16 protein-coding genes are annotated in these 17,804 nt (G+C 65.1%); 9 read left to right on the top strand and 7 right to left on the bottom strand.

Annotated features, from left to right (window positions below):
• Window positions 1-150 precede the first annotated feature (150 nt).
• The 3 genes from ACSQ8Y_RS17330 to ACSQ8Y_RS17320 are packed head-to-tail and all read left to right on the top strand — an operon-like array spanning window position 151 to window position 2,757.
• Entirely contained in the window at window positions 151-417 is a 267-nt protein-coding gene (locus ACSQ8Y_RS17330) for a BufA1 family periplasmic bufferin-type metallophore (protein ID WP_436267676.1), read from the top strand.
• A 17-nt stretch (window positions 418-434) separates the two neighbouring features.
• Window positions 435-2,243 carry an MNIO family bufferin maturase gene (gene bufB, locus ACSQ8Y_RS17325; RefSeq protein WP_436267675.1) on the top strand — a complete coding sequence of 603 codons (1,809 nt, stop codon included), beginning with the start codon at window positions 435-437 and terminating at the stop codon, window positions 2,241-2,243.
• Window positions 2,244-2,292: 49 nt separating this feature from the next.
• Complete coding sequence (locus tag ACSQ8Y_RS17320; protein ID WP_436267674.1) at window positions 2,293-2,757, top strand: DoxX family protein; 465 nt, start codon at window positions 2,293-2,295, stop codon at window positions 2,755-2,757.
• Window positions 2,758-2,772: 15 nt separating this feature from the next.
• Here the strand turns inward: ACSQ8Y_RS17320 and ACSQ8Y_RS17315 are convergent, their stop codons facing one another.
• From ACSQ8Y_RS17315 to fumC, 3 genes are all read right to left on the bottom strand, one after another.
• Complete coding sequence (locus ACSQ8Y_RS17315) at window positions 2,773-3,057, bottom strand: hypothetical protein (RefSeq protein ID WP_436267673.1); 285 nt, start codon at window positions 3,055-3,057, stop codon at window positions 2,773-2,775.
• A gap of 137 nt (window positions 3,058-3,194) precedes the next feature.
• Window positions 3,195-3,431 carry an RNA-binding S4 domain-containing protein gene (locus ACSQ8Y_RS17310; RefSeq protein WP_436267672.1) on the bottom strand — a complete coding sequence of 79 codons (237 nt, stop codon included), beginning with the start codon at window positions 3,429-3,431 and terminating at the stop codon, window positions 3,195-3,197.
• A 66-nt stretch (window positions 3,432-3,497) separates the two neighbouring features.
• Window positions 3,498-4,895 carry a class II fumarate hydratase gene (gene fumC, locus ACSQ8Y_RS17305; RefSeq protein ID WP_436267671.1) on the bottom strand — a complete coding sequence of 466 codons (1,398 nt, stop codon included), beginning with the start codon at window positions 4,893-4,895 and terminating at the stop codon, window positions 3,498-3,500.
• Window positions 4,896-5,030: 135 nt separating this feature from the next.
• Between fumC and ACSQ8Y_RS17300 the strand changes: the two genes are divergently transcribed.
• Both ACSQ8Y_RS17300 and ACSQ8Y_RS17295 read left to right on the top strand, forming a co-directional pair.
• Window positions 5,031-6,590 carry a type IV pilus assembly protein FimV gene (locus tag ACSQ8Y_RS17300; RefSeq protein ID WP_436267670.1) on the top strand — a complete coding sequence of 520 codons (1,560 nt, stop codon included), beginning with the start codon at window positions 5,031-5,033 and terminating at the stop codon, window positions 6,588-6,590.
• A gap of 345 nt (window positions 6,591-6,935) precedes the next feature.
• Window positions 6,936-8,150 (top strand): aminotransferase class I/II-fold pyridoxal phosphate-dependent enzyme, encoded by a 1,215-nt coding sequence (locus tag ACSQ8Y_RS17295; RefSeq protein ID WP_436267669.1) that lies wholly within the window; start codon window positions 6,936-6,938, stop codon window positions 8,148-8,150.
• Window positions 8,151-8,343: 193 nt separating this feature from the next.
• On the opposite strand, the gene ACSQ8Y_RS17290 is transcribed toward ACSQ8Y_RS17295, so the two are convergent.
• Both ACSQ8Y_RS17290 and ACSQ8Y_RS17285 read right to left on the bottom strand, forming a co-directional pair.
• Window positions 8,344-8,625: a flagellar protein FliT gene (locus ACSQ8Y_RS17290; protein ID WP_436267668.1), complete on the bottom strand. Its 282-nt coding sequence runs from the start codon at window positions 8,623-8,625 to the stop codon at window positions 8,344-8,346.
• Window positions 8,626-8,818: 193 nt separating this feature from the next.
• Window positions 8,819-9,646: an HDOD domain-containing protein gene (locus ACSQ8Y_RS17285; protein WP_436267667.1), complete on the bottom strand. Its 828-nt coding sequence runs from the start codon at window positions 9,644-9,646 to the stop codon at window positions 8,819-8,821.
• A gap of 259 nt (window positions 9,647-9,905) precedes the next feature.
• Here ACSQ8Y_RS17285 and ACSQ8Y_RS17280 point away from each other — a divergent pair, with 259 nt between their 5' ends.
• The 3 genes from ACSQ8Y_RS17280 (at window position 9,906) to ACSQ8Y_RS17270 (ending at window position 12,907) form a co-directional block, all read left to right on the top strand.
• Entirely contained in the window at window positions 9,906-11,933 is a 2,028-nt protein-coding gene (locus ACSQ8Y_RS17280; RefSeq protein WP_436267666.1) for a M13 family metallopeptidase, read from the top strand.
• Window positions 11,934-11,942: 9 nt separating this feature from the next.
• Window positions 11,943-12,590 carry a class I SAM-dependent methyltransferase gene (locus ACSQ8Y_RS17275; protein ID WP_436267665.1) on the top strand — a complete coding sequence of 216 codons (648 nt, stop codon included), beginning with the start codon at window positions 11,943-11,945 and terminating at the stop codon, window positions 12,588-12,590.
• Window positions 12,591-12,715: 125 nt separating this feature from the next.
• Window positions 12,716-12,907: a CsbD family protein gene (locus ACSQ8Y_RS17270; protein ID WP_436267664.1), complete on the top strand. Its 192-nt coding sequence runs from the start codon at window positions 12,716-12,718 to the stop codon at window positions 12,905-12,907.
• Window positions 12,908-13,048: 141 nt separating this feature from the next.
• Here ACSQ8Y_RS17270 and ACSQ8Y_RS17265 read toward each other — a convergent pair whose 3' ends face one another.
• Window positions 13,049-15,265, bottom strand: coding sequence for an alpha/beta fold hydrolase (locus ACSQ8Y_RS17265; protein ID WP_436267663.1), 2,217 nt, complete (start codon window positions 15,263-15,265; stop codon window positions 13,049-13,051).
• Window positions 15,266-15,396: 131 nt separating this feature from the next.
• Window positions 15,397-16,791, bottom strand: a complete 1,395-nt coding sequence (locus ACSQ8Y_RS17260) for an MATE family efflux transporter (RefSeq protein ID WP_436267662.1) — start codon at window positions 16,789-16,791, stop codon at window positions 15,397-15,399.
• 189 nt (window positions 16,792-16,980) lie between these two features.
• Here ACSQ8Y_RS17260 and ACSQ8Y_RS17255 point away from each other — a divergent pair, with 189 nt between their 5' ends.
• Entirely contained in the window at window positions 16,981-17,679 is a 699-nt protein-coding gene (locus ACSQ8Y_RS17255; RefSeq protein WP_436267661.1) for a beta/gamma crystallin family protein, read from the top strand.
• The last annotated feature ends 125 nt before the right edge of the window (window positions 17,680-17,804 follow it).

The raw sequence follows: 17,804 nt of genomic DNA, 5'->3' as shown, positions 1-17,804 counted from the left end.
CCCGGATCCACTGCCTCGGTGATCCGGGCTTTTTCTTTTTTGATATTCTAAAAAAATGTGTAAGGATGCGTGGGCAGTGCGCGACTATGCTTCAGTCGCAGATTTCTGCGCACCAAGAGCGATAACCACCTTTACCCTTAGGAGATACTCATGAACAAACGTCAAGCCCTGATCGCCGCAGCACTGGCCACCGTCTGCGCCGCCACCACCGTGTCCGCCTCGGCGGCCGAGCCTGCAGCCGACAAAGAGAAATGCTTCGGTATCGCCAAAGCCGGCCAGAACGATTGCGCGGCAGCCAACGGTGCGCATTCCTGCGCCGGCCAGTCCAAGACCGACAACGGTGCCGCCGAATGGAAATATGTAGCCAAGGGCACGTGCGAAAAAGCCGGCGGCAAAACCATGGCGCCTTCCAAGTAGTGCATCGACGCGGAGCCATGAGCATGCCACATGACGCCCATCTGCCGCATGCGCTGGGCGTCGGTGTCGGGCTCAGGGCGCCGCATTACCGCCAGTTCCTGGAGCAGCGGCCGCAAGCTGCATGGCTTGAAGTCCACACCGAGAATTATCTCGATCAGGGTGGATGGGACTGGCATGTGCTGCAGGAATTGCGGCGCGATTATCCGGTCAGCTTGCATGGCGTGGGGCTGGGCCTGGGTTCTGCGCGCGGCTTTTCCCAGCAGCATCTGGAGCGCGTGCGCGACCTGGTGCGCGCAGTGCAGCCAGTGCTGGTGTCCGAACACTTGTGCTGGGGCGCCGTGGCCGGCCGCCACTTGAACGATCTCTTGCCGTTGACTTTGAACCATGCCGCGCTGGCATTGCTGAGCGAGCGCGTGCACCGCGCGCAGGACAAACTGCAACGCAGGATTTTGCTGGAAAACGTGTCCACTTATGTGCGCTTCCGCGACGACGCGATGAGCGAGGCGGAGTTCCTGGCCGCGCTGGCGCAGCGCACCGGCTGCGGCCTGCTGCTGGACGTTAATAATCTGTATGTGAATCAATGCAATCACGGCGAGGACGCGCTGGCCGCGATCGCCGCGATTGCGCAAGGCACGGTGGGCGAGATCCATCTCGCCGGCCACCTGGTGACGCCCGAAGCGGTGATCGACGACCACGGCGCGACCGTCGCCGATCCGGTGTGGGCGCTGTACGAAGCCGCGCTGCGGCGCTTTGGCCCGGTGCCGACGCTGATCGAGTGGGATACCGATATCCCCGGACTGGATGTACTGCTGGGCGAGGCGGAGAAGGCGCGTGCCGTGGCGGAGGGGCTTGCCCTGGCCGCTGTCCGATCGCCCGCCAGCGGCAGCGCCGCGCATGCGCGCGGATCCAGTGCGGTGTCCCCGGCGGCGGCGCCTGAATTGGATCCCCGCGTTCGCGAGGATGACAAGCTGGCTCCCTGCGTTGGCGAAGATGACAAGCTGGATCCCCTCGCCCGCGAGGATGACAAGCTGGTTCCCCGCGCCCGCGAGGATGACGCGCTGGCGTTATTGACTGGTTCGCAGCAAGCTTTCGCTACCGGACTGCTAAATGCTGCCGAGTCCGCGCCTGCCTTGGCGGCCTTCCTCGGCGATGCCAATGAGCACCGCTACGCGCTATATCGCGGCAACCTGAGCTCCACTTGGCACAAGACGCTGTCGGCCGTCTACCCCGTCATCGCGCAACTGGTCGGCGAGGCGTTCTTCGGCGGCCTGAGTGGCGAATACGGCCGGGCCCACCCGTCCGAAAGCGGCGACCTGAACCGGTTCGGCGGCCGTTTCGCCGACTTCCTGGCGGCCTTCCCGCACACTGCCGGCTTGCCGTATCTGCCCGATATGGCGCGTCTCGAGTGGGCCTTGCACCGCGCGCACTACGCGTCCGACTCAGCCGCAGCTTGCGCTGCCGATGTCGCCGCCGTGCCGCCGGAGTCCATTGAACAGGCCCGGTTGCCGTTGCACCCGGCCTGCAGCCTGCTGGCGTCCGGCTGGAACGTGGTGCCACTGTGGCTGGCGCACCAGCCCGGCGGCCCGCCGTTCCCGGAGGACATGTCCCAGCCCAGCTACGCCTTGGTCGCACGGCCGCGCTGGAAGACCGAAGTGCTGACTATCAGCCCCGCCAGCCATGCCGCGCTGCAAGTACTGGAAGAGGGGGGCGATTTCGGCGCAGCGCTTGACGCCGCCTTCGGGCTGGACGAGGAATTCGACGTTGCCACGCACTTGAAACAATGGCTGGATAGCGCCGTCTTCAGCGCAGTCCATACCGCACCCTGAACCCGCAGCCGCCGTCCGCGCCGGCCGCCCCACATTGAATCGAGCCAACATGAAAAATCTGTTCGTATTGCATCGCCTGTCCACCCGCTACGATGAAGCCCTGGGCGACTGGGGCGGCTCGCTGGCCAGTCTGGCCATCCGCCTCTACGTCGGCTGGCAGTTCATGAAAGCCGGCCTGGTCAAGGTCAACGACTGGGGCAGCACCCTGGCGCTGTTCCACGACGAATACAAGGTGCCGCTGCTGCCGCCGGACTTGGCCGCCTACATGGGCGCGGCGGGCGAGCTGGCGCTGCCGCTGCTGCTGTTCGTCGGTCTGTTCTCGCGCCCGGCTGCGCTGGGGCTGTTTCTGGTCAATGCGATGGCGGTGATTTCCTACCCGCAGCTGTTCAGTTTCGAGTGCCCGGCAGCGGTCAATGACCATCTCTACTGGGGTATCTTGCTGCTGGTGGTGGTGGCGATCGGGCCCGGCCGTTTTTCGCTCGATGCGCTGATCGGACGAAAACGGCTGGGTTGACCTGCCAGTGCGGCGCTAGCGGAAGGCCCGCATCAGCCTGGCTTCGCCGGTGTCGTCGCGGTGCAGCACGTTGGCGGCGTGCGTGGCGGCGATCATGCGCCCCAGTTGCGCGTCTTCAAACCGTTCCAGCTCTTCCGTGGCGGCGATCAGTGCCTGGGTCAGCTTGGCGCGCGCGTTCTGGTAGAGCGCGCTGTTGCACTGGTCCGTGTTCTTCAGGAGTTCTTCCGCGTTCTCGATCACTTGCCGCAAATCGCCGATCAGGCGTTCCTGGGTTTGTAGCTTCTCTTCAGGGCCGTCCATGGCGATCCCCTCCTACAAGTTGAGCAACATCAATGCTGTGGCTGGCCCGCCGGTCTGCGCCGGCACGGCCCGTCATCCTTCAGCTTAGCGATAAATTGCCCAAATGCAAGAATATTTCCTGCTGCAGCGCGGCAGTGTCAGGCGCCGTCGGCGCCGCCGCCGGCCACAACACTGATACGCACATCGCCTATGCTGACTTGCTGGCCTGCACGAATCTTGCAGGTTTTCCGCAACTCCTGTTTGCCATCGACTTTCACCTGGCCATTAGCCACCAATATCTTGCCGGCGCCGCCGCTGTCGCACAGGCCGACGACCTTCAGCAGCTGGTTCAGTTCGATGTATTCCGAAGTCAGTTCAAAACTCACCTTTTGCATTTATTTTATCCTCAGTTGCGATGACGTGTTGTCCAGTTATTAAAAGTGTCGCTGTCAACACACAAGTCAGGCTGATGCGTTGGGCTGCGTCATCTCCAGCGGCACGATCCATTGCTCGAACTGCTCGGCACTGACAAAACCCAGCGCCAGCGCGGCTTCTTTCAGTGTGCTGCCTTCATGCTGCGCCTTCTTGGCGATTTGCGCGGCGCGATCATAGCCTATATGCGGCGCCAGCGCAGTCACCAGCATCAGCGAGCGCTCCATCAGTTCGCCGATCCGGGCCAGGTTCGGCTCTATGCCTTGCGCGCAATGGTGGTCGAAGCTGCGCATGCCGTCGGCCAGCAGGCGCGCGCTTTGCAGGAAATTGTGCGCGATCAGCGGCTTGTAGACGTTCAGCTCGAAGTTGCCCGAGGCACCGCCGACAGTGATCGCGACATCGTTGCCGAACACCTGGCAGCACAGCATGGTTACCGCCTCGCATTGGGTGGGGTTGACCTTGCCCGGCATGATGGAGCTGCCCGGCTCGTTTTCGGGTATGCTGATTTCGCCCAGGCCCGAGCGCGGGCCGGACGCCATCCAGCGCACGTCGTTGGCGATTTTCATCAGCGCCGTGGCCAGCGTTTTCAGCGCGCCGTGCGCCGCCACCAGCGCGTCGTGCGCGGCCAGCACGGCGAATTTGTTGCCGGCGGTCTGGAAGGGCAGCTGCAGCCGCTCGGCCAGTTCGGCGGCGATGCGGGTGGCGTATTCCGGATGCGCGTTCAGGCCGGTGCCGACCGCCGTGCCGCCGGCGGCCAGTTCCAGCAGCGGCGACAGCGAGCCGGTGATGATCTGGTCCGCATAGTCGAGCTGGGCGACGTAGCCGGAGAATTCCTGGCCCAGCGTCAGCGGCGTGGCGTCCTGCAGATGGGTGCGGCCTATCTTGACGATGCCGGCGAAGGCCATGGCCTTGGCGTCCAGCGTGGCGCGCAGGTCGCGCAATGCCGGCAGCACCGTGTGCGCGACGGCGTTGGCGGCGGCGACGTGGATGGCGGTGGGGAAGATGTCGTTCGAGGACTGGCCCATGTTGACGTCGTCGTTGGGGTGCAGCAAGCGCTTTTCGCCGCGCTCGCCGCCCATCAGCTCGGAACCCCGGTTGGCCAGCACCTCGTTCATGTTCATGTTCGACTGCGTGCCGGAACCGGTCTGCCACACGGCCAGCGGGAATTCGCCAGCGTGCTTGCCGGCAAGCACCTCGTCGGCCGCCTGTGTGATGGCAGCCGCTTTGGCCTGGTCCAGCAGGCCGAGGTCGAGGTTGACGCGCGCGGCGGCGCGCTTGACGCTGGCCAGCGCATGGATCAGTTCCGGCGGCATGCGCTCGGTGGAGATGTTGAAATGCTCCAGCGAGCGCTGGGTCTGCGCGCCCCACAATTGTCCCGCCGGGACGTCGATGGGGCCAAAGCTGTCGCGCTCGGATCTGGTGCTCATTGGAAAGCCTCTCGTGGTGGAAGTTGCAATAAGTGTAGCGCAGCGGCCAAATTCCGGCGCGGCACTTCAAAACGGGAAATTCCAGCCGTTAAGACTGTTACACTCTAGAAATTCGCGGTCCAGCGATCAGAACACATGCAGCTTCGTTTCCACCGTCATTTTGTCCCTTCCGCCTGCGTTGCCGCGCTGGCGGCCGGCCTGTTGGCCGGTCCCTTGTCGCCCGCCGTGTCTGCCGCGGAGTTGGGCGAGGTCGCCGTGCGCTCGCACATCGGGCAGCAGCTGTCGGCGGACATAGAACTGGTGATGCTGACGCCGGAAGACGCTGCGGGCGTGCAGGTCAAGCTGGCGGCGCCGAATGTCTACCTGGGCGCGAATACGCAGATCCACCCGGCGCTGTCGTCGCTGCGCATGTCGGTGATGAAGCGCGACAACCGCCAGTTCCTGCACCTGACCACTGTGCAGCCTGTCGACGCTGAAATACTGCATCTGTTCCTGGAGCTGGGGACCGGCAGCCGCAGCAGCGTCAGGTCGGCGACGCTCTGGCTGACAGCCGAGCCGCTTCCAGCGCCCAAGCCGGCGCCGTTGCGGCCGCCGGTTCCCGAGTCCGCTTCCGCCGTCGCCGACATGATGGCCGCCGACGCGGCGCTGGCGGCGCGAACGGCCCAAGGTGCCCAAGCCGGAAAGCCCACCCAAACTGCCCAAACTGCGGCAAGTGCCGAGGCCCGCGCCGTGGCCTTGCGTGCGGCCAGGCTGCGCGCGGCGGCCCAGAACGGGCTCGCCACCACCAAGGAGCCGGCCGGCGCCGCCAAGGCGGACCGCGCGGCGGGAAACGGTCATGCCACGGCTGAGGCGGCCAATCCAGCCGGCAAAGCGTCCACAGCCAACCCGGCCATCGCGGCATCCGGCACCTCCGCGGCAGCGAACTCGGCTACCACGGCATCCGGCACTTCCGCCGCAGCCAACCCGGCCACCGGGGCATCCGGCACCTCCACCGCAGCCAACCCGGCCACCACGGCATCGGGCACCTCCACCGCAGCCGCAGCAGTCACGGTCAAGCCCGGCCCGGCGGCCGTGCCCATCAAGCTTGGCGCCGAGGCGCGCGCGCAGCGGAGCCGGCCGGGCCGCGCCAGGGCCGCCTGCACGCCTGGCCAGCCGGGCGAAGAGGCGCAGCAATGCCTGGCCCTGGACCAGACCAATGCCGAACTGAAGACCAAGCTGGTCGACCTGGAAAGCAAGGTCAAGCAACTGCAGGCCGCGCTGGGGCAGGGGGCTGCCGTCGCTGCTGTGCCGGCGACCGTCCCGGGGCCTGCTGGCACCGTCACTGCCGCCGCTACTTTGCCGGGGCCTGCTGCCGTGCCTGCCTCTGCGCCTGGCCCGGTGGTTGCGGGCGCGGCCTCAGCGGCCGCATCGCCCCTGACGGGCGCTGCCGCCGCTGCCCCGGCAGCGTCCCCGCCCGCGAATGCTGCCAAGGCCGCAGGCAAGAAAAAGGCCGCCGGCATCAATACCGCCACACTGATCGCCGCCGGCGCATTGCTGCTGGCGCTGGTGCTCGGCCTGGCCGTGTATCTCATCCGCAAAAAGAAGATCAAATTCTCGACCGAGCCGCTGAAGGTCTGGCAAGGCTGGCGCAAGGACAAAAAGCCCGCCGAGGCCGAAGCGCCGCCTCCCGCCGAGCCTATACTGGGCGATGCATAAATAACATAGGGCAGAGCAAGGCAAGTTCAAAAAAAACACGATATACTTGTTTCATGGTCATCGCGCCATGTAAGGAGCAGGCTGAATTCTGGCGTAGCCACCGGCGATTGCGTGGCGCGGCGAACAGAGTCGTGACGGTTCAGCCTGAAGCAGTCCGCCTTGCCAAACAGCGCAAGCGGACGCCGGAAGCCACCGGCGACGGAGCGGCGCCACCAATAACCTGGCGCCGCTCCCAAGAACCCTTTCCCCCCGCATTGAATATATGCGCCAGCGACCCCGCCTGGCGATTGGCGCTGGGTGGTGCCCGCGCACAGCGCACCCGCTTTCAATCACTAGAAAGGCATCATGAACACCGCAACGTTACAGACGCAGTACGACGCATTCAAGCAACTCGGCCTGAAGCTCGACATGTCGCGCGGCAAGCCCGCACCCGAACAGCTGGACCTGTCCAACGCCCTGATGGGCGCGCTGGCCGACACCGCCGGGCAGGACGGCACCGATACCCGCAACTACGGCGGGGGCGTCGGCTTGCCGGAGGCGCGCGCGCTGTTCGGCGAACTGCTGGACGTGCCGGCCGCGCAGGTGGTGGTCGACAGCAGCGCCAGCCTGTCGCTGATGCACGACGTCATCGTCTACAGCCTGCTGATGGGCGTGCCCGGCCATGCGCCGTGGATGTCGTCCCAGCCCATCACCTTCCTGTGCCCCGTGCCGGGCTACGACCGCCACTTCGCCATCTGCGAGCAGCGCGGCATCAAGATGATCAACGTGCCGATGGGCGACGGCGGCCCGGACATGGACGTGGTCGAGCGCCTGGTGGCGTCGGACGCCAGCATCAAAGGCATGTGGTGCGTGCCGAAGTACAGCAACCCGGGCGGCGTGGTCTACTCGGACGAGGTGGTGCGCCGCCTGGCCGCGATGAAAACCGCCGCCCCCGACTTCCGGCTGATGTGGGACGACGCCTACCGCTTCCACCACCTGGGCGAGCAGAAGCTCGGCGTGGCCAGCATACTGGACGAGTGCGTCAAGGCCGGCAATCCGGACCGCGCCATCGTGTTCGCGTCCACCTCCAAGGTCAGCTGGGCCGGCTCCGGCGTTGCCGCGCTGGCGGCGTCGCCGGCCAACATCGCCTGGTGGACCAAGCACGCCGGCATCCGCAGCATCGGCCCGGACAAGGTCAACCAGCTGCGCCACGTGCGTTTCCTGAAAAACAAGGCCACCGTCGAGGCACTGATGGAGCAGCACCGCGCGCTGTTGAAGCCGAAGTTCGACATCGTGCTGGCGCAGTTCGAGGAATACCTGGGGCAAGTGGAAGGCGTCAGCTGGACCCGTCCTGACGGCGGCTACTTCATCGACCTGGTCACGCCGCCGGGCGCCGCCAAGCGCACCATCGCGCTGGCCAAGGAAGCCGGCATCACGCTGACCCCGGCCGGCGCCGCCTATCCCTATGGCGTCGATCCGGACGACAGCCACATCCGCATCGCCCCCAGCTTCCCGTCGCTGGACGAGATCCGCCAGGCCGCCAAGGGCATCGCCTTGTCGCTGCGGGTTGCCATTGGCTAAGGCGGGTTGGCGGGGCGCGCCGAGCGGGGCGCGCCGAGCGGGGCGCGCCGAGCGCGAACCGCGTAGCCCGCCGGCGAACCGGAATCGCCTGTGGTTGGCGGGTGGCGGCGGCGTGCGCCACCGAGCCCCGCCCTGCGCCGGGGCAATAAAAAAGCGCCTTGAAGAAGGCGCTTTTCGCTGGGGTGGGGCTGGCTTACTGGGCCATGCCAGGGGTGCGGTTCAGCCAAGGCTCGGTCACGTCGCGGATGGCGCGGTCGTTGGCCAGGATTTGCTTCAGCAGGTCGATCTTGCGCTGACGGGCTGCGCCGTCCAGCGCGGGAACCTTGGCGCCAGCCGCGACGGTGGCAGTCATCGCCGCAGTCTGATTCTCCAGGCGGCCCAGGCTTTCCCAATCGTTCGCGCGCGCGGACATCGCCATTTGACTGGTCAGGCCGGCAACATTTTCATACATGGCGAGCACTTCATTGGAGGTCATGGCGCATCCCGGAAAAATAAAATGGATTACTGCTTGTCTGGGTTAACGTCATGCGTTCCGGGAACTTTAGGGTTTTCTGAAAATAAATTGAAAATTTCTTCGAATAATTTTCGAGTGACCAAAAAGACAAGGCCGGCGCGACCCTGGTGGGCGGCGCCGGCCTGATGCCGGGTGCTGAAAAACTGAAAATCGATTACTTGACCAGCTCTTCCAGGCCGGCGCTCAGCTCGCTTGGCGGCGGCATGTCGTCGATCAGCGCGTTCGGCTCCAGGCCCAGCTCCTCGGCGATCTCGGTCGGGTAGCACGCCTCGATCTCTTCGTCGGTCAGCTTGTTCTCTTCCACGCGCGCGCGCCAGGCCGCCAGATGGATGACGCCGGCCAGGCGGGTGCCGTGCTTGTGGTTCATCGGGTCGGGGAAGGCCATGATGGTCTCCGAGAAAGTCTCAGGGAACTTCCAGCGCTTGGCCAGTTCGGCGCCGACGTCGGCGAAGGTGTAAGCCAGCGACGCCAGTTCGGCGTCCAGGCGGCGCGAATCGAGCGGTCCGGCGACCTTGTCGAGCTGCATTGCCTGTTCCGGCATGGCAGCGTGCATCACCAGTTGGCCGATGGCGTGCATCATGCCGATGGTAAAGGCCAGGTCGGTGTTTTCCTTGGTTTTCTTGGCGATCCATTTGGCCGACACGGCGGTGTACAGGCTGTAGCGCCAGAACTGTTTCAGGTCCAGGCCGGGGATGGTCTTGAAGCCGCTCACCAGGCCGGAACTGATGACGAGCGTGCGCACGGTCACGAAGCCCAGCATCAGCACCGCGTCCTCCACCGTGCCGATGCTGCGCGACACGTGGTAGTAGGCGGAGTTGGCCAGGCGCAGCAGTTTCGCGCTCAGGACCGGGTCGGCGGACAGTTTCTTCGCGATTTCCTCGGTGGAAACGCTGGCTTTATCAAAGCTGCTGATTAATTCTTCAACAACCTTCGGAGCCGTGGGCAACGCAGTCGGATTCTGGAAAAGTGCTTCGAGTTTCATAGGGGGCTCTCCTTGTTTTGTATGCGTTGCTGTAGGTGAACTATATAGCGATTCATGGCATCGCTGTGGCATTTTCGTGTGCTTGTTGTGGTGTACGTACCATAGCCGCGTCGCATTCCGCCAAAACCGCAGCGTGTCGCGCGGTTTTGCCGTCTGTCGCACGGCGCTCGCATTCGGCGACGGGCTTCTCTAGAGTCGATCATGGCGTACCACGCCGATAAAAAAACGCGCCATCAAAACATCACGACAGGAACAGCATATGCACGCACCCATCAAGACCGTACTCAGCCTGGCGCTGATCGGCGCCCTCCAGGCCGTCGTTCCCGCCCACGCAGCGCAGGCCGACGCGTCCGCCGCAGTGCCCAGCGCCGCCGTGCGGCCGGGCGACGACTTCTTCGGCTACGCCAACGCGGACTGGCTGAAAATCACCTCTATCCCGGCGGACCGCAGCAGCTGGAGTTCGATGGCCCAACTGGCGGAAGAAACCAACCAGCGCATCATCAAGCTGATCGAAGCGGTGCCCGGCGACAAGCACGCCAGTGCCGAAGCGCAAAAAGTGAGCGATTACTACCGCGCCTTCATGGATGAAGCGGCAATCGAAGGCAAGGGCGCCGCACCGCTGCAGCCCGCGCTGAAGAAGATCGCCGCCATCCAGGACAAGACCGAACTGGCCCATGCGCTGGGCGCCTCGCTGCGTGCCGACGTCGATCCGCTGAACGCCACCGAATTCCACACCGAAAACATCCTTGGCTTATGGGTGGCGCAAGGCTTGAATGACCCCAGGCACAACCTGCCGTATCTGCTGCAAGGCGGTCTCGGCCTGCCAGACCGCGCCTATTATCTGGACGACAACGAGCGCATGCACAAGCTGCGCACCGCCTACCAGGCCCACATCGCCGCCATGTTCAAGCTGGCCGGGCTGAGCGACCCGGAAACCCGCGCCGCGCGCGTGTACGAGCTGGAGCGCAAACTGGCGCTGACCCACGCCAGCCGCGAAGACTCGGCCGACGTGCTCAAGGCCAACAATACGTGGAGCGCGGCCGACTTCGCCAAGAAAGCGCCCGGCATGGACTGGAACGCCTTTTTCAAGAGCGCCGGCCTGGGCAAGCAGCAGACCTTCATGCTGTGGCACCCGACCGCCGTGGTGGGCGTGGCCGCGCTGCTGAAGGAGTGCACGCTGGAGGCCTGGAAAGATTTCCTCGCCTTCCACGCCATCAACACCGCGGCCGGCAGCCTGCCGCAAGCCTTCGTCGAGCAGCATTTCGATTTCCACGGCCGCACGCTGGGCGGCACGCCGCAACTGCCGGCGCGCTGGAAGCGCGGCCTGGACGCCGTCAACGGCGGCATGCCCGACGCCGTCGGCAAGCTGTATGTAGGCAAATACTTCCCTCCGGAAGCCAAGGCCAAGCTACAGCAGATGGTGGCCAGCATCGTGCAAGCCTTCCACCGCCGCGTCGATAAACTGGAATGGATGGCCCCGGCCACCCGCAAGGAGGCGCACGCCAAGCTCGACGCGCTGTACGTCGGCGTCGGCTACCCCGACAAATTTACTTCCTACGCCCAGCTGAGCGTGAAGCCGGACGACGCCTTCGGCAACGCCGAGCGCGCCGGCAAACTGCACTACTGGCAACAGCTGGCCAAGCTGCACCAGCCGGTGGACGGCAAGGAGTGGTGCATGCCGCCGCAACTGGTCAACGCCGTCAACATGCCGATGCAGAACGCGCTGAACTTCCCGGCCGCCATCCTGCAGCCGCCGTTCTTCGACCTGAAGGGAACGGACGCGCAGAACTACGGCGCCATCGGTTCCATCATCGGTCACGAAATCAGCCACAGTTTCGACGACATGGGCTCGCAGTTCGATTCCCAGGGCCGCCTGCGCGACTGGTGGACGCCGGCCGACGCCGCCCATTTCAAGACCGCCGCCGGCGCGCTGGCGGCGCAGTACTCGGCCTACAAGCCCTACCCGGACCTGGCCATCAACGGCCAGCTGACGCTCAGCGAAAACCTGTCCGACCTGGCTGGCCTGGCCGCCTCCTACGATGCCTTCAAGGCCGTGAATCCGGGCGGCGAGGAGGCCGACCGCGCCTTCTTCCTGGGCTATGCGCAATCCTGGCGTTCCATGGCGCGCGAACCGGCGCTGCGCCGCCAGGTGATGACCGACGGCCACGCCCCGGCCCGGTGGCGTACCTACACCGTGCGCAACCTGGACGCGTGGTACAAGGCCTTCAACGTGCAACCGGGCCAGCAGCTGTATCTGGCGCCGCAGGAGCGCGTGCGCGTCTGGTAAAGTAGGGGGATGGAACCGGACAAAGACACAGAACAGGACGCGGACAAGATCGCGCGGATCACGCAGGCCACGCTGCAGCACTACGAACGCAGCGCGCAGCAGTTTTTCGAAGGCACGCGCGACCACGACGTGAGCCAGAATGTGTCCGCGCTGCTCGGCGCCATCCGGTCGCCCGCGCCGTACCGTATCCTGGACCTGGGATGCGGGCCGGGGCGCGACCTGAGAACCTTCACCGGACTGGGTCACAGCGCGGTCGGCGTCGACGGTTCGGCCGAGTTCGTGCGCATGGCGCGCGCGTGGAGCGGTTGCGAGGTGTGGCAGCAGGACTTCGTCCGGCTCGACCTGCCCGCCGCCGAGTTCGACGGCATCTTCGCCAACGCCTCCCTGTTCCACATTCCCAGCGCGGCCTTGCCGGACGTGTTGCTGCGCCTGCGCGCGGCGCTGAAGCCGGGAGGCGTGCTGTTCAGTTCCAACCCGCGCGGCGACAACCGGGAAGGCTGGAGCGGGCCGCGCTACGGCAGTTATTACGACTACGAAACTTGGGAACGCTTCCTCACCGCAGCGGGCTTCGAAGCGCTGGGCCATTACTACCGTCCGCCCGGCCTGCCGCGCGACGAACAGCCGTGGCTGGCCAGCCTGTGGCGCAATCCCGGGTGAGGCAGGCAAGCCGGGCAATGACCGAATAGCGTGCGCCAGCGTACGGAACCGGCGATTCCTTGTGGATATGCTTCCCCCCAGCACACCGCAACCGCGTGTGAGCCTGACCAACCAAGGAGAGCATCATGAACAAGGACCAAGTTAAAGGCAAAGCCAAAGACATCGCCGGTAAAGTTCAGGAAAAAGCTGGAGAACTGGTGGGTAGTTCCGAACAACAAGCCAAGGGGCTGGCCAAACAGTCAGAAGGCAAGCTGCAAAAAGGCGTAGGCGACGCCAAGGAAGCTGTGAAAGACGCGATCGACCGCGGCAACCGCTAAAGCAAAAAGTCCGCTCCCGCGGACTTTTGTACAAAAGGGGCCAGGGTCAAATATTAATGAACGATCGTTCGTTAATAAATAACCCTGACCCTTTTTAATATTTGACCCTGGCCCCTTTTTGCCGGACTATTTGGGGTTCTTTTATTGGATCGTGTCTGGCTTGAGGTTCTTCTTGAAGAAGGCTTCGATGTTGCCGTACACGTGGCGCTGGCTGGCGGTGCCGGAGATGCCGTGCTTGGCGCCGGGGTAGGTCATCAGCTCGAAATGGACGTTGCGTTTCACCAGCGCGTCTATCATGCGCGTGGTGTTGGTGAACAGCACGTTGTCGTCGGCCATGCCGTGCACCAGCAGCAACGGCGATTTCAATCCGTCCACGTGCGGGAAGATGCTGGCCTGCTTGTAGCCCTCGGCATTGTCTTTCGGCGTGCTCATGAACTGCTCGGTGTAGTGGGTGTCGTACAGCTTCCAGTCCGTCACCGGCGCCACCGACACGCCCATCGCGATCTTGTCCGACGCTTGCGACAGCAGGCGCAAGGTCATGAAGCCGCCATAACTCCAGCCGAACACGCCGATGCGCTTGGCGTCGACATAGCTTTGCTTGCCCAGCCATTCAATTCCGCTCAGCTGGTCTTCCACTTCCACCGTGCCCAGGCGCTTGTAGTTGGCGTCGGTGAAGACGCGCTCGCGGCGCGAGGAGCCGCGGTTGTCGAGGCGGAACACGACGAAGCCTTGCTGCGCCATGTACTGGTCGAAGTAGTTGCCCCACTTGCGCGACACGTGCTGCGAATGCGGGCCGCCGTAGGTGGACAGGTAGACCGGGTAGCGCTTGGCCGCGTCGAACTTGTAGGGCTTGATCAGCGAGTAGTGCAGCGTCTGGCCGTCCTTGGCGGGCAGCGTGCCGAACTCGGTCGGCAGGTGGTCGGACTTGAAGCGGGCGTAGGGATGCGTGTCGTTCAGCTCGTTATGCTCCAGCCAGTCGACCATGCTGCCGTCCGGGCGGCGGATGCTCACCTGCGGCGGAATGCTGGGGCTCGAATACGTGTCGACAAACACTTCGCCGTTGCGCGAGAACGCGGCTTCGTGCCAACCGTCGCCTTGCGTGATGCGCTTCGGCTTGTCGGCCATGCTGCCGTCCAGCGCCAGCACATAGGTCTGCTTGTCGATCACCGCGTCGCGGTTGGCGCTGATGTAGACCTTGCCGGCCTTCTCGTCCACCGCCAGCACGTTGTCGATGCCCCAGTCGCCCTTGGAGACGGTGCTCAGCAGCTTGCCGTCCAGGCTGTACAGGTAGAGATGGTTGCGCCCGCTGCGCTCGGACGACCACAGGAAGGCGTCGCGCCCTTTCAGGAAGCGCAGGTCGTCGTGGATGGTGGTCCAGGTGTCGGCCTTCTCGGTGATCAAGGTGCGCTGCTTGAGCGTGGCGGCGTCGACCGAGATCAGTTCCAGCGTCTTCTGGTCGCGGCTCTGGCGCTGGTACAGCAGGGCTTTGCCGTTGGCGCTCCAGTCGGCGCGCACCAGGTAGATGTCCGGGTTGCCGCCCAGGTCGACGTCGCGCTGCTCGCCGGTCGCCGGGGAGACGATTTTCAGCTGCACCGTCACGTTCGGATCGCCGGCGGCGGGGTAGCGCTGCTCGATCACGTCGGTGCGGTCGGCATAGATTTCGAAGCGGCGCGCCACCGGCACCGGCGTTTCATCGAAGCGCTTGTAGGCGATGGCGCTGTCGTCCGGGGCCCAGTAGTAGCCGGTGCGCTGGCCCATTTCTTCCTGCGCGATGAACTCGGCTTCGCCGTTGTGCACCAGGCCGCCGCCGTCGCTGGTCAGCTGACGCTCCTTGCCGGTGGCCAGGTCGATCACGAACAGGTTCTGGTTGCGCACGAAGGACGCGTAACGGCCCTGCGGCGAAATTTTAGGGTCCAGCACGTTGCCGGAGGCGAGCAGGCGCGCCGCGTCCGGCTTGGCGACGTCGATCAGGTAGAGGTTGCCGGCGATGGGCACCAGCAACTGGCGCCCGTCCGGCGACCAGCTGTAGCTCAATATGCCCTTCAGGCTGGCGGTGCGCTCGCGCTCGCGCCTGGCTTTTTCAGCGTCGGACAGCACTTCCTCGGGCACCAGGATTTTCGAGTCGACCAGGCGCTGCGTGGTCTTGTCCCTCAGCTTGAATTCCCACAGGTCCAGCTGGTACTGGTTGTCGTCGCGGCCGCGCAAAAAGGTGACGCGGGCGCCGTCGGGCGACACCTTGAGGCTGCGCACGCCGGCGCCTGCCAGGGCCTGGTCGCCGTAGATGCGGTCCAGCGTCAAACGTTCGGCGGAGGCGGGCACGGCGGCCAGTAGTGCCAGGAAGGAAAGAATAAAACGCATGAAGGTTCTCGAGAAGGTCGGAAAAGTGGGCAAGACAATACCAGACTGGCGCACGGCTGGGATTTGGAATACGCGCCGAAAAACCGTGGTTCATTCGGCGCGCAAACCGTCCAGCCCCTCCCGCCCGGGCTTTACGCGGTGCGCAAACGCTGCAGCGACAGCCGGTGCAGCGACCACGTCAGCAGCACGGCGGCGATGGTCAGGCCGAGCACCAGGCCGATCCAGAACCCGCTGGCGGCCATGGGCGCGGACGGCGCGAGCGGCAGCCCTCGTGCCCATTCCGGCGCCAGCCCCAGCAGGTAGCCCAGCGGCAGGGCGAAGCCCCAGAACGCCAGCAGCTGGATCTGCATCGGCTGGCGCGTCACCTTGTAGCCCCGGATGGCGCAGGAGCAGGCCACCTGGGTCGCGTCCGACAACTGGAACAGCGCGGCGAACAGCAGCAGGTGGGCGCACAGTTCCTGCACCGCCACGTCGGACGTGTAGGCGGCGGCGATCCGGGGGCGGAACGCGGCGATGAAGATGGCCGACAGCAGCGCGAACAGCAGCGACATGGATACGCCTACCCAGGACGCGAAACGGGCGCGCGCCGGATTGCCTTCGCCCATGGCCTGGCCGACCCGCGTGATCAGCCCGATGCCGAAGCTGAGCGGCACCATGAACACCAGCGAGGCGAAATTGAGCGCGATCTGGTGCGCCGACACGGTCACCACGCCGAAGCGCGCCACCAGCAGGCTGACCGCGCCGAAGGCGCTGACCTCGGCGAAATAGGTGACGCCGATCGGCAGTCCCAGCCTGAGCATGCTGGCGATCTCCGGCCAGTGCGGCCACTCCCAGTGGGTGAACGGGTAGGTCTGCTTGTAAGCCGGCGCGTAGCGTATCCAGAACACCATGGCGCCCAGCATCAGCCAGGTGCCGGCCGCGCTGGCCACCGCGCAGCCGATGCCGCCCAGCCTGGGCAGGCCGAAGTGGCCGAAGATCAGCAGCCAGTTGACGGCGACGTTGAACAGCAGCCCCAGGATGGCGATCACCATCACCGGCTTGGTCTGGTTGATGCTGGTGCTGTAGCCGTACAGCGCGCGGTAGGCGGCGAACGGCGGCAGCGCCAGGCTGATGATGTGCACGAACAGGGAGGCGCGCGCGTTGACGTCCGGCTCCAGGTAGAGATGGTCGAACAGCAGGGTGGCCAGATTGGCCAGCAGCGCGGCGGCCACGCCCACGCCGAGCGCTTTCCACAGCGCCTGCCGCACCGAGTGCGGAATGGTGTGGAAGGCGCCGGCGCCCACTTCATGCGCCACCACGCTGTTGATGGCCATCATGGTGCCGCTGACCGTGACCAGGATGATGGACCAGACCGACGCCCCGAGCGACACGGCCGCCAGTTCGCCGGCGCCGGCGTGGCCGGTCATGGCGACGTCGGCCACGGCCATGCCGACCGTCGCCAGTTGCCCGATCAGCACCGGCCAGGCCAGCTTCCATAGGGCGGCGGCTTCGGTGCGGATGTTGTGCAGGGTGAAGGTGGTGGGCATGAGCGGCAAAAAGGTTGAGACGAAAGCAACGATTCTACTGGCTAAATCCGCCCCATGCTTGTTGACGCAGTAGGAATTTGTTACACAGTCGTGTAGGCTGATGCTCCGGCATATTCGTTGATAGAAGGCATCGATTACGCTGGCTGAGAAGAACTAACGGAGCTAATTATGAAACGCGCAATGAAAAACATGAGCATCAAGACTCTGGCCCTGGCGGCCGCCCTGTTCGGCCAGCTCGCCGCAGCCCACGCGGGCGAATTGACGCTGTTCTCGCGCGATAACTTCCGTGGCGAAGAAGTGACCATCCGCGACGGTTCGCGCGACTTGCGCGAAGCCGGTTTCAACGACCGCGCGTCCAGCCTGGTGGTGCACTCGGGCGTGTGGGAAGTCTGCGAGCACAAGGACTTCGGCGGTTATTGCGCCGTCTTCGAGCGTGGCGAGTACAACGACCTGCGCCGCTTCAACAACAGCATCTCGTCGTTGCGCCAGGTGGAGCGCGGCGGACGTGGTGGTGGCGCGGGCGGTTTCCGCGACCGCGACCGTGACGGTGTCGACGACCGCGTCGAGCGCCGCGAGGAGCGCATGGAGCGCCGCGATGACCGCCGCGACGAGCGCGGCGGAGGCTACGGCCAAAACCGCCCGGACCCGATCGAACTGTTTGAGCACGCCGGCCTGGGCGGCCGTCGCGTGTCCGTGCAGGGCGAGACGCGCAGCTTGAGCGGCCTCGGCTTCAACGACCGCGCCAGTTCGATGATCATCAACGAAGGCCAGTGGCAACTGTGCGAGCACGACAATTTCGGCGGCAGGTGCGTCATCTACGGCCCGGGCCGCTACGACAACCTGGGGCCCATGAACGACCAGGCCTCGTCGCTGCGCCGGATACGCTAGCCTGTCATTCCCGCGCAGCGGGGTATCCATGCCCCACGAAACCCCTGCTGCACCCTGCGCGGGGATGCCCCCCCCAAACGCGCGCTTCCGGCGCGCGTTTGCTTGTAATCTTGCCTGAACGCGGC

The sequence above is a fragment of the Pseudoduganella sp. LjRoot289 genome, from assembly GCF_964252925.1.
Lineage (GTDB): Bacteria > Pseudomonadota > Gammaproteobacteria > Burkholderiales > Burkholderiaceae_D > Rugamonas.
The sequence above is the reverse complement of the archived record's forward strand: the minus strand, read 5'-3'. Positions and strand labels throughout refer to the sequence as shown.

Coding starts and splice junctions, on each gene's coding strand:
- ACSQ8Y_RS17290 (WP_436267668.1), bottom strand. CDS start 8,625: ATGACCTCCAATGAAGTGCTCGCCATGTATGAAAATGTTGCCGGCCTG.
- ACSQ8Y_RS17275 (WP_436267665.1), top strand. CDS start 11,943: ATGGAACCGGACAAAGACACAGAACAGGACGCGGACAAGATCGCGCGG.
- ACSQ8Y_RS17310 (WP_436267672.1), bottom strand. CDS start 3,431: ATGCAAAAGGTGAGTTTTGAACTGACTTCGGAATACATCGAACTGAAC.
- ACSQ8Y_RS17295 (WP_436267669.1), top strand. CDS start 6,936: ATGAACACCGCAACGTTACAGACGCAGTACGACGCATTCAAGCAACTC.
- bufB (WP_436267675.1), top strand. CDS start 435: ATGAGCATGCCACATGACGCCCATCTGCCGCATGCGCTGGGCGTCGGT.
- ACSQ8Y_RS17280 (WP_436267666.1), top strand. CDS start 9,906: ATGCACGCACCCATCAAGACCGTACTCAGCCTGGCGCTGATCGGCGCC.
- ACSQ8Y_RS17270 (WP_436267664.1), top strand. CDS start 12,716: ATGAACAAGGACCAAGTTAAAGGCAAAGCCAAAGACATCGCCGGTAAA.
- ACSQ8Y_RS17265 (WP_436267663.1), bottom strand. CDS start 15,265: ATGCGTTTTATTCTTTCCTTCCTGGCACTACTGGCCGCCGTGCCCGCC.
- ACSQ8Y_RS17255 (WP_436267661.1), top strand. CDS start 16,981: ATGAGCATCAAGACTCTGGCCCTGGCGGCCGCCCTGTTCGGCCAGCTC.
- ACSQ8Y_RS17300 (WP_436267670.1), top strand. CDS start 5,031: ATGCAGCTTCGTTTCCACCGTCATTTTGTCCCTTCCGCCTGCGTTGCC.
- ACSQ8Y_RS17315 (WP_436267673.1), bottom strand. CDS start 3,057: ATGGACGGCCCTGAAGAGAAGCTACAAACCCAGGAACGCCTGATCGGC.
- ACSQ8Y_RS17330 (WP_436267676.1), top strand. CDS start 151: ATGAACAAACGTCAAGCCCTGATCGCCGCAGCACTGGCCACCGTCTGC.
- ACSQ8Y_RS17320 (WP_436267674.1), top strand. CDS start 2,293: ATGAAAAATCTGTTCGTATTGCATCGCCTGTCCACCCGCTACGATGAA.
- ACSQ8Y_RS17260 (WP_436267662.1), bottom strand. CDS start 16,791: ATGCCCACCACCTTCACCCTGCACAACATCCGCACCGAAGCCGCCGCC.
- ACSQ8Y_RS17285 (WP_436267667.1), bottom strand. CDS start 9,646: ATGAAACTCGAAGCACTTTTCCAGAATCCGACTGCGTTGCCCACGGCT.
- fumC (WP_436267671.1), bottom strand. CDS start 4,895: ATGAGCACCAGATCCGAGCGCGACAGCTTTGGCCCCATCGACGTCCCG.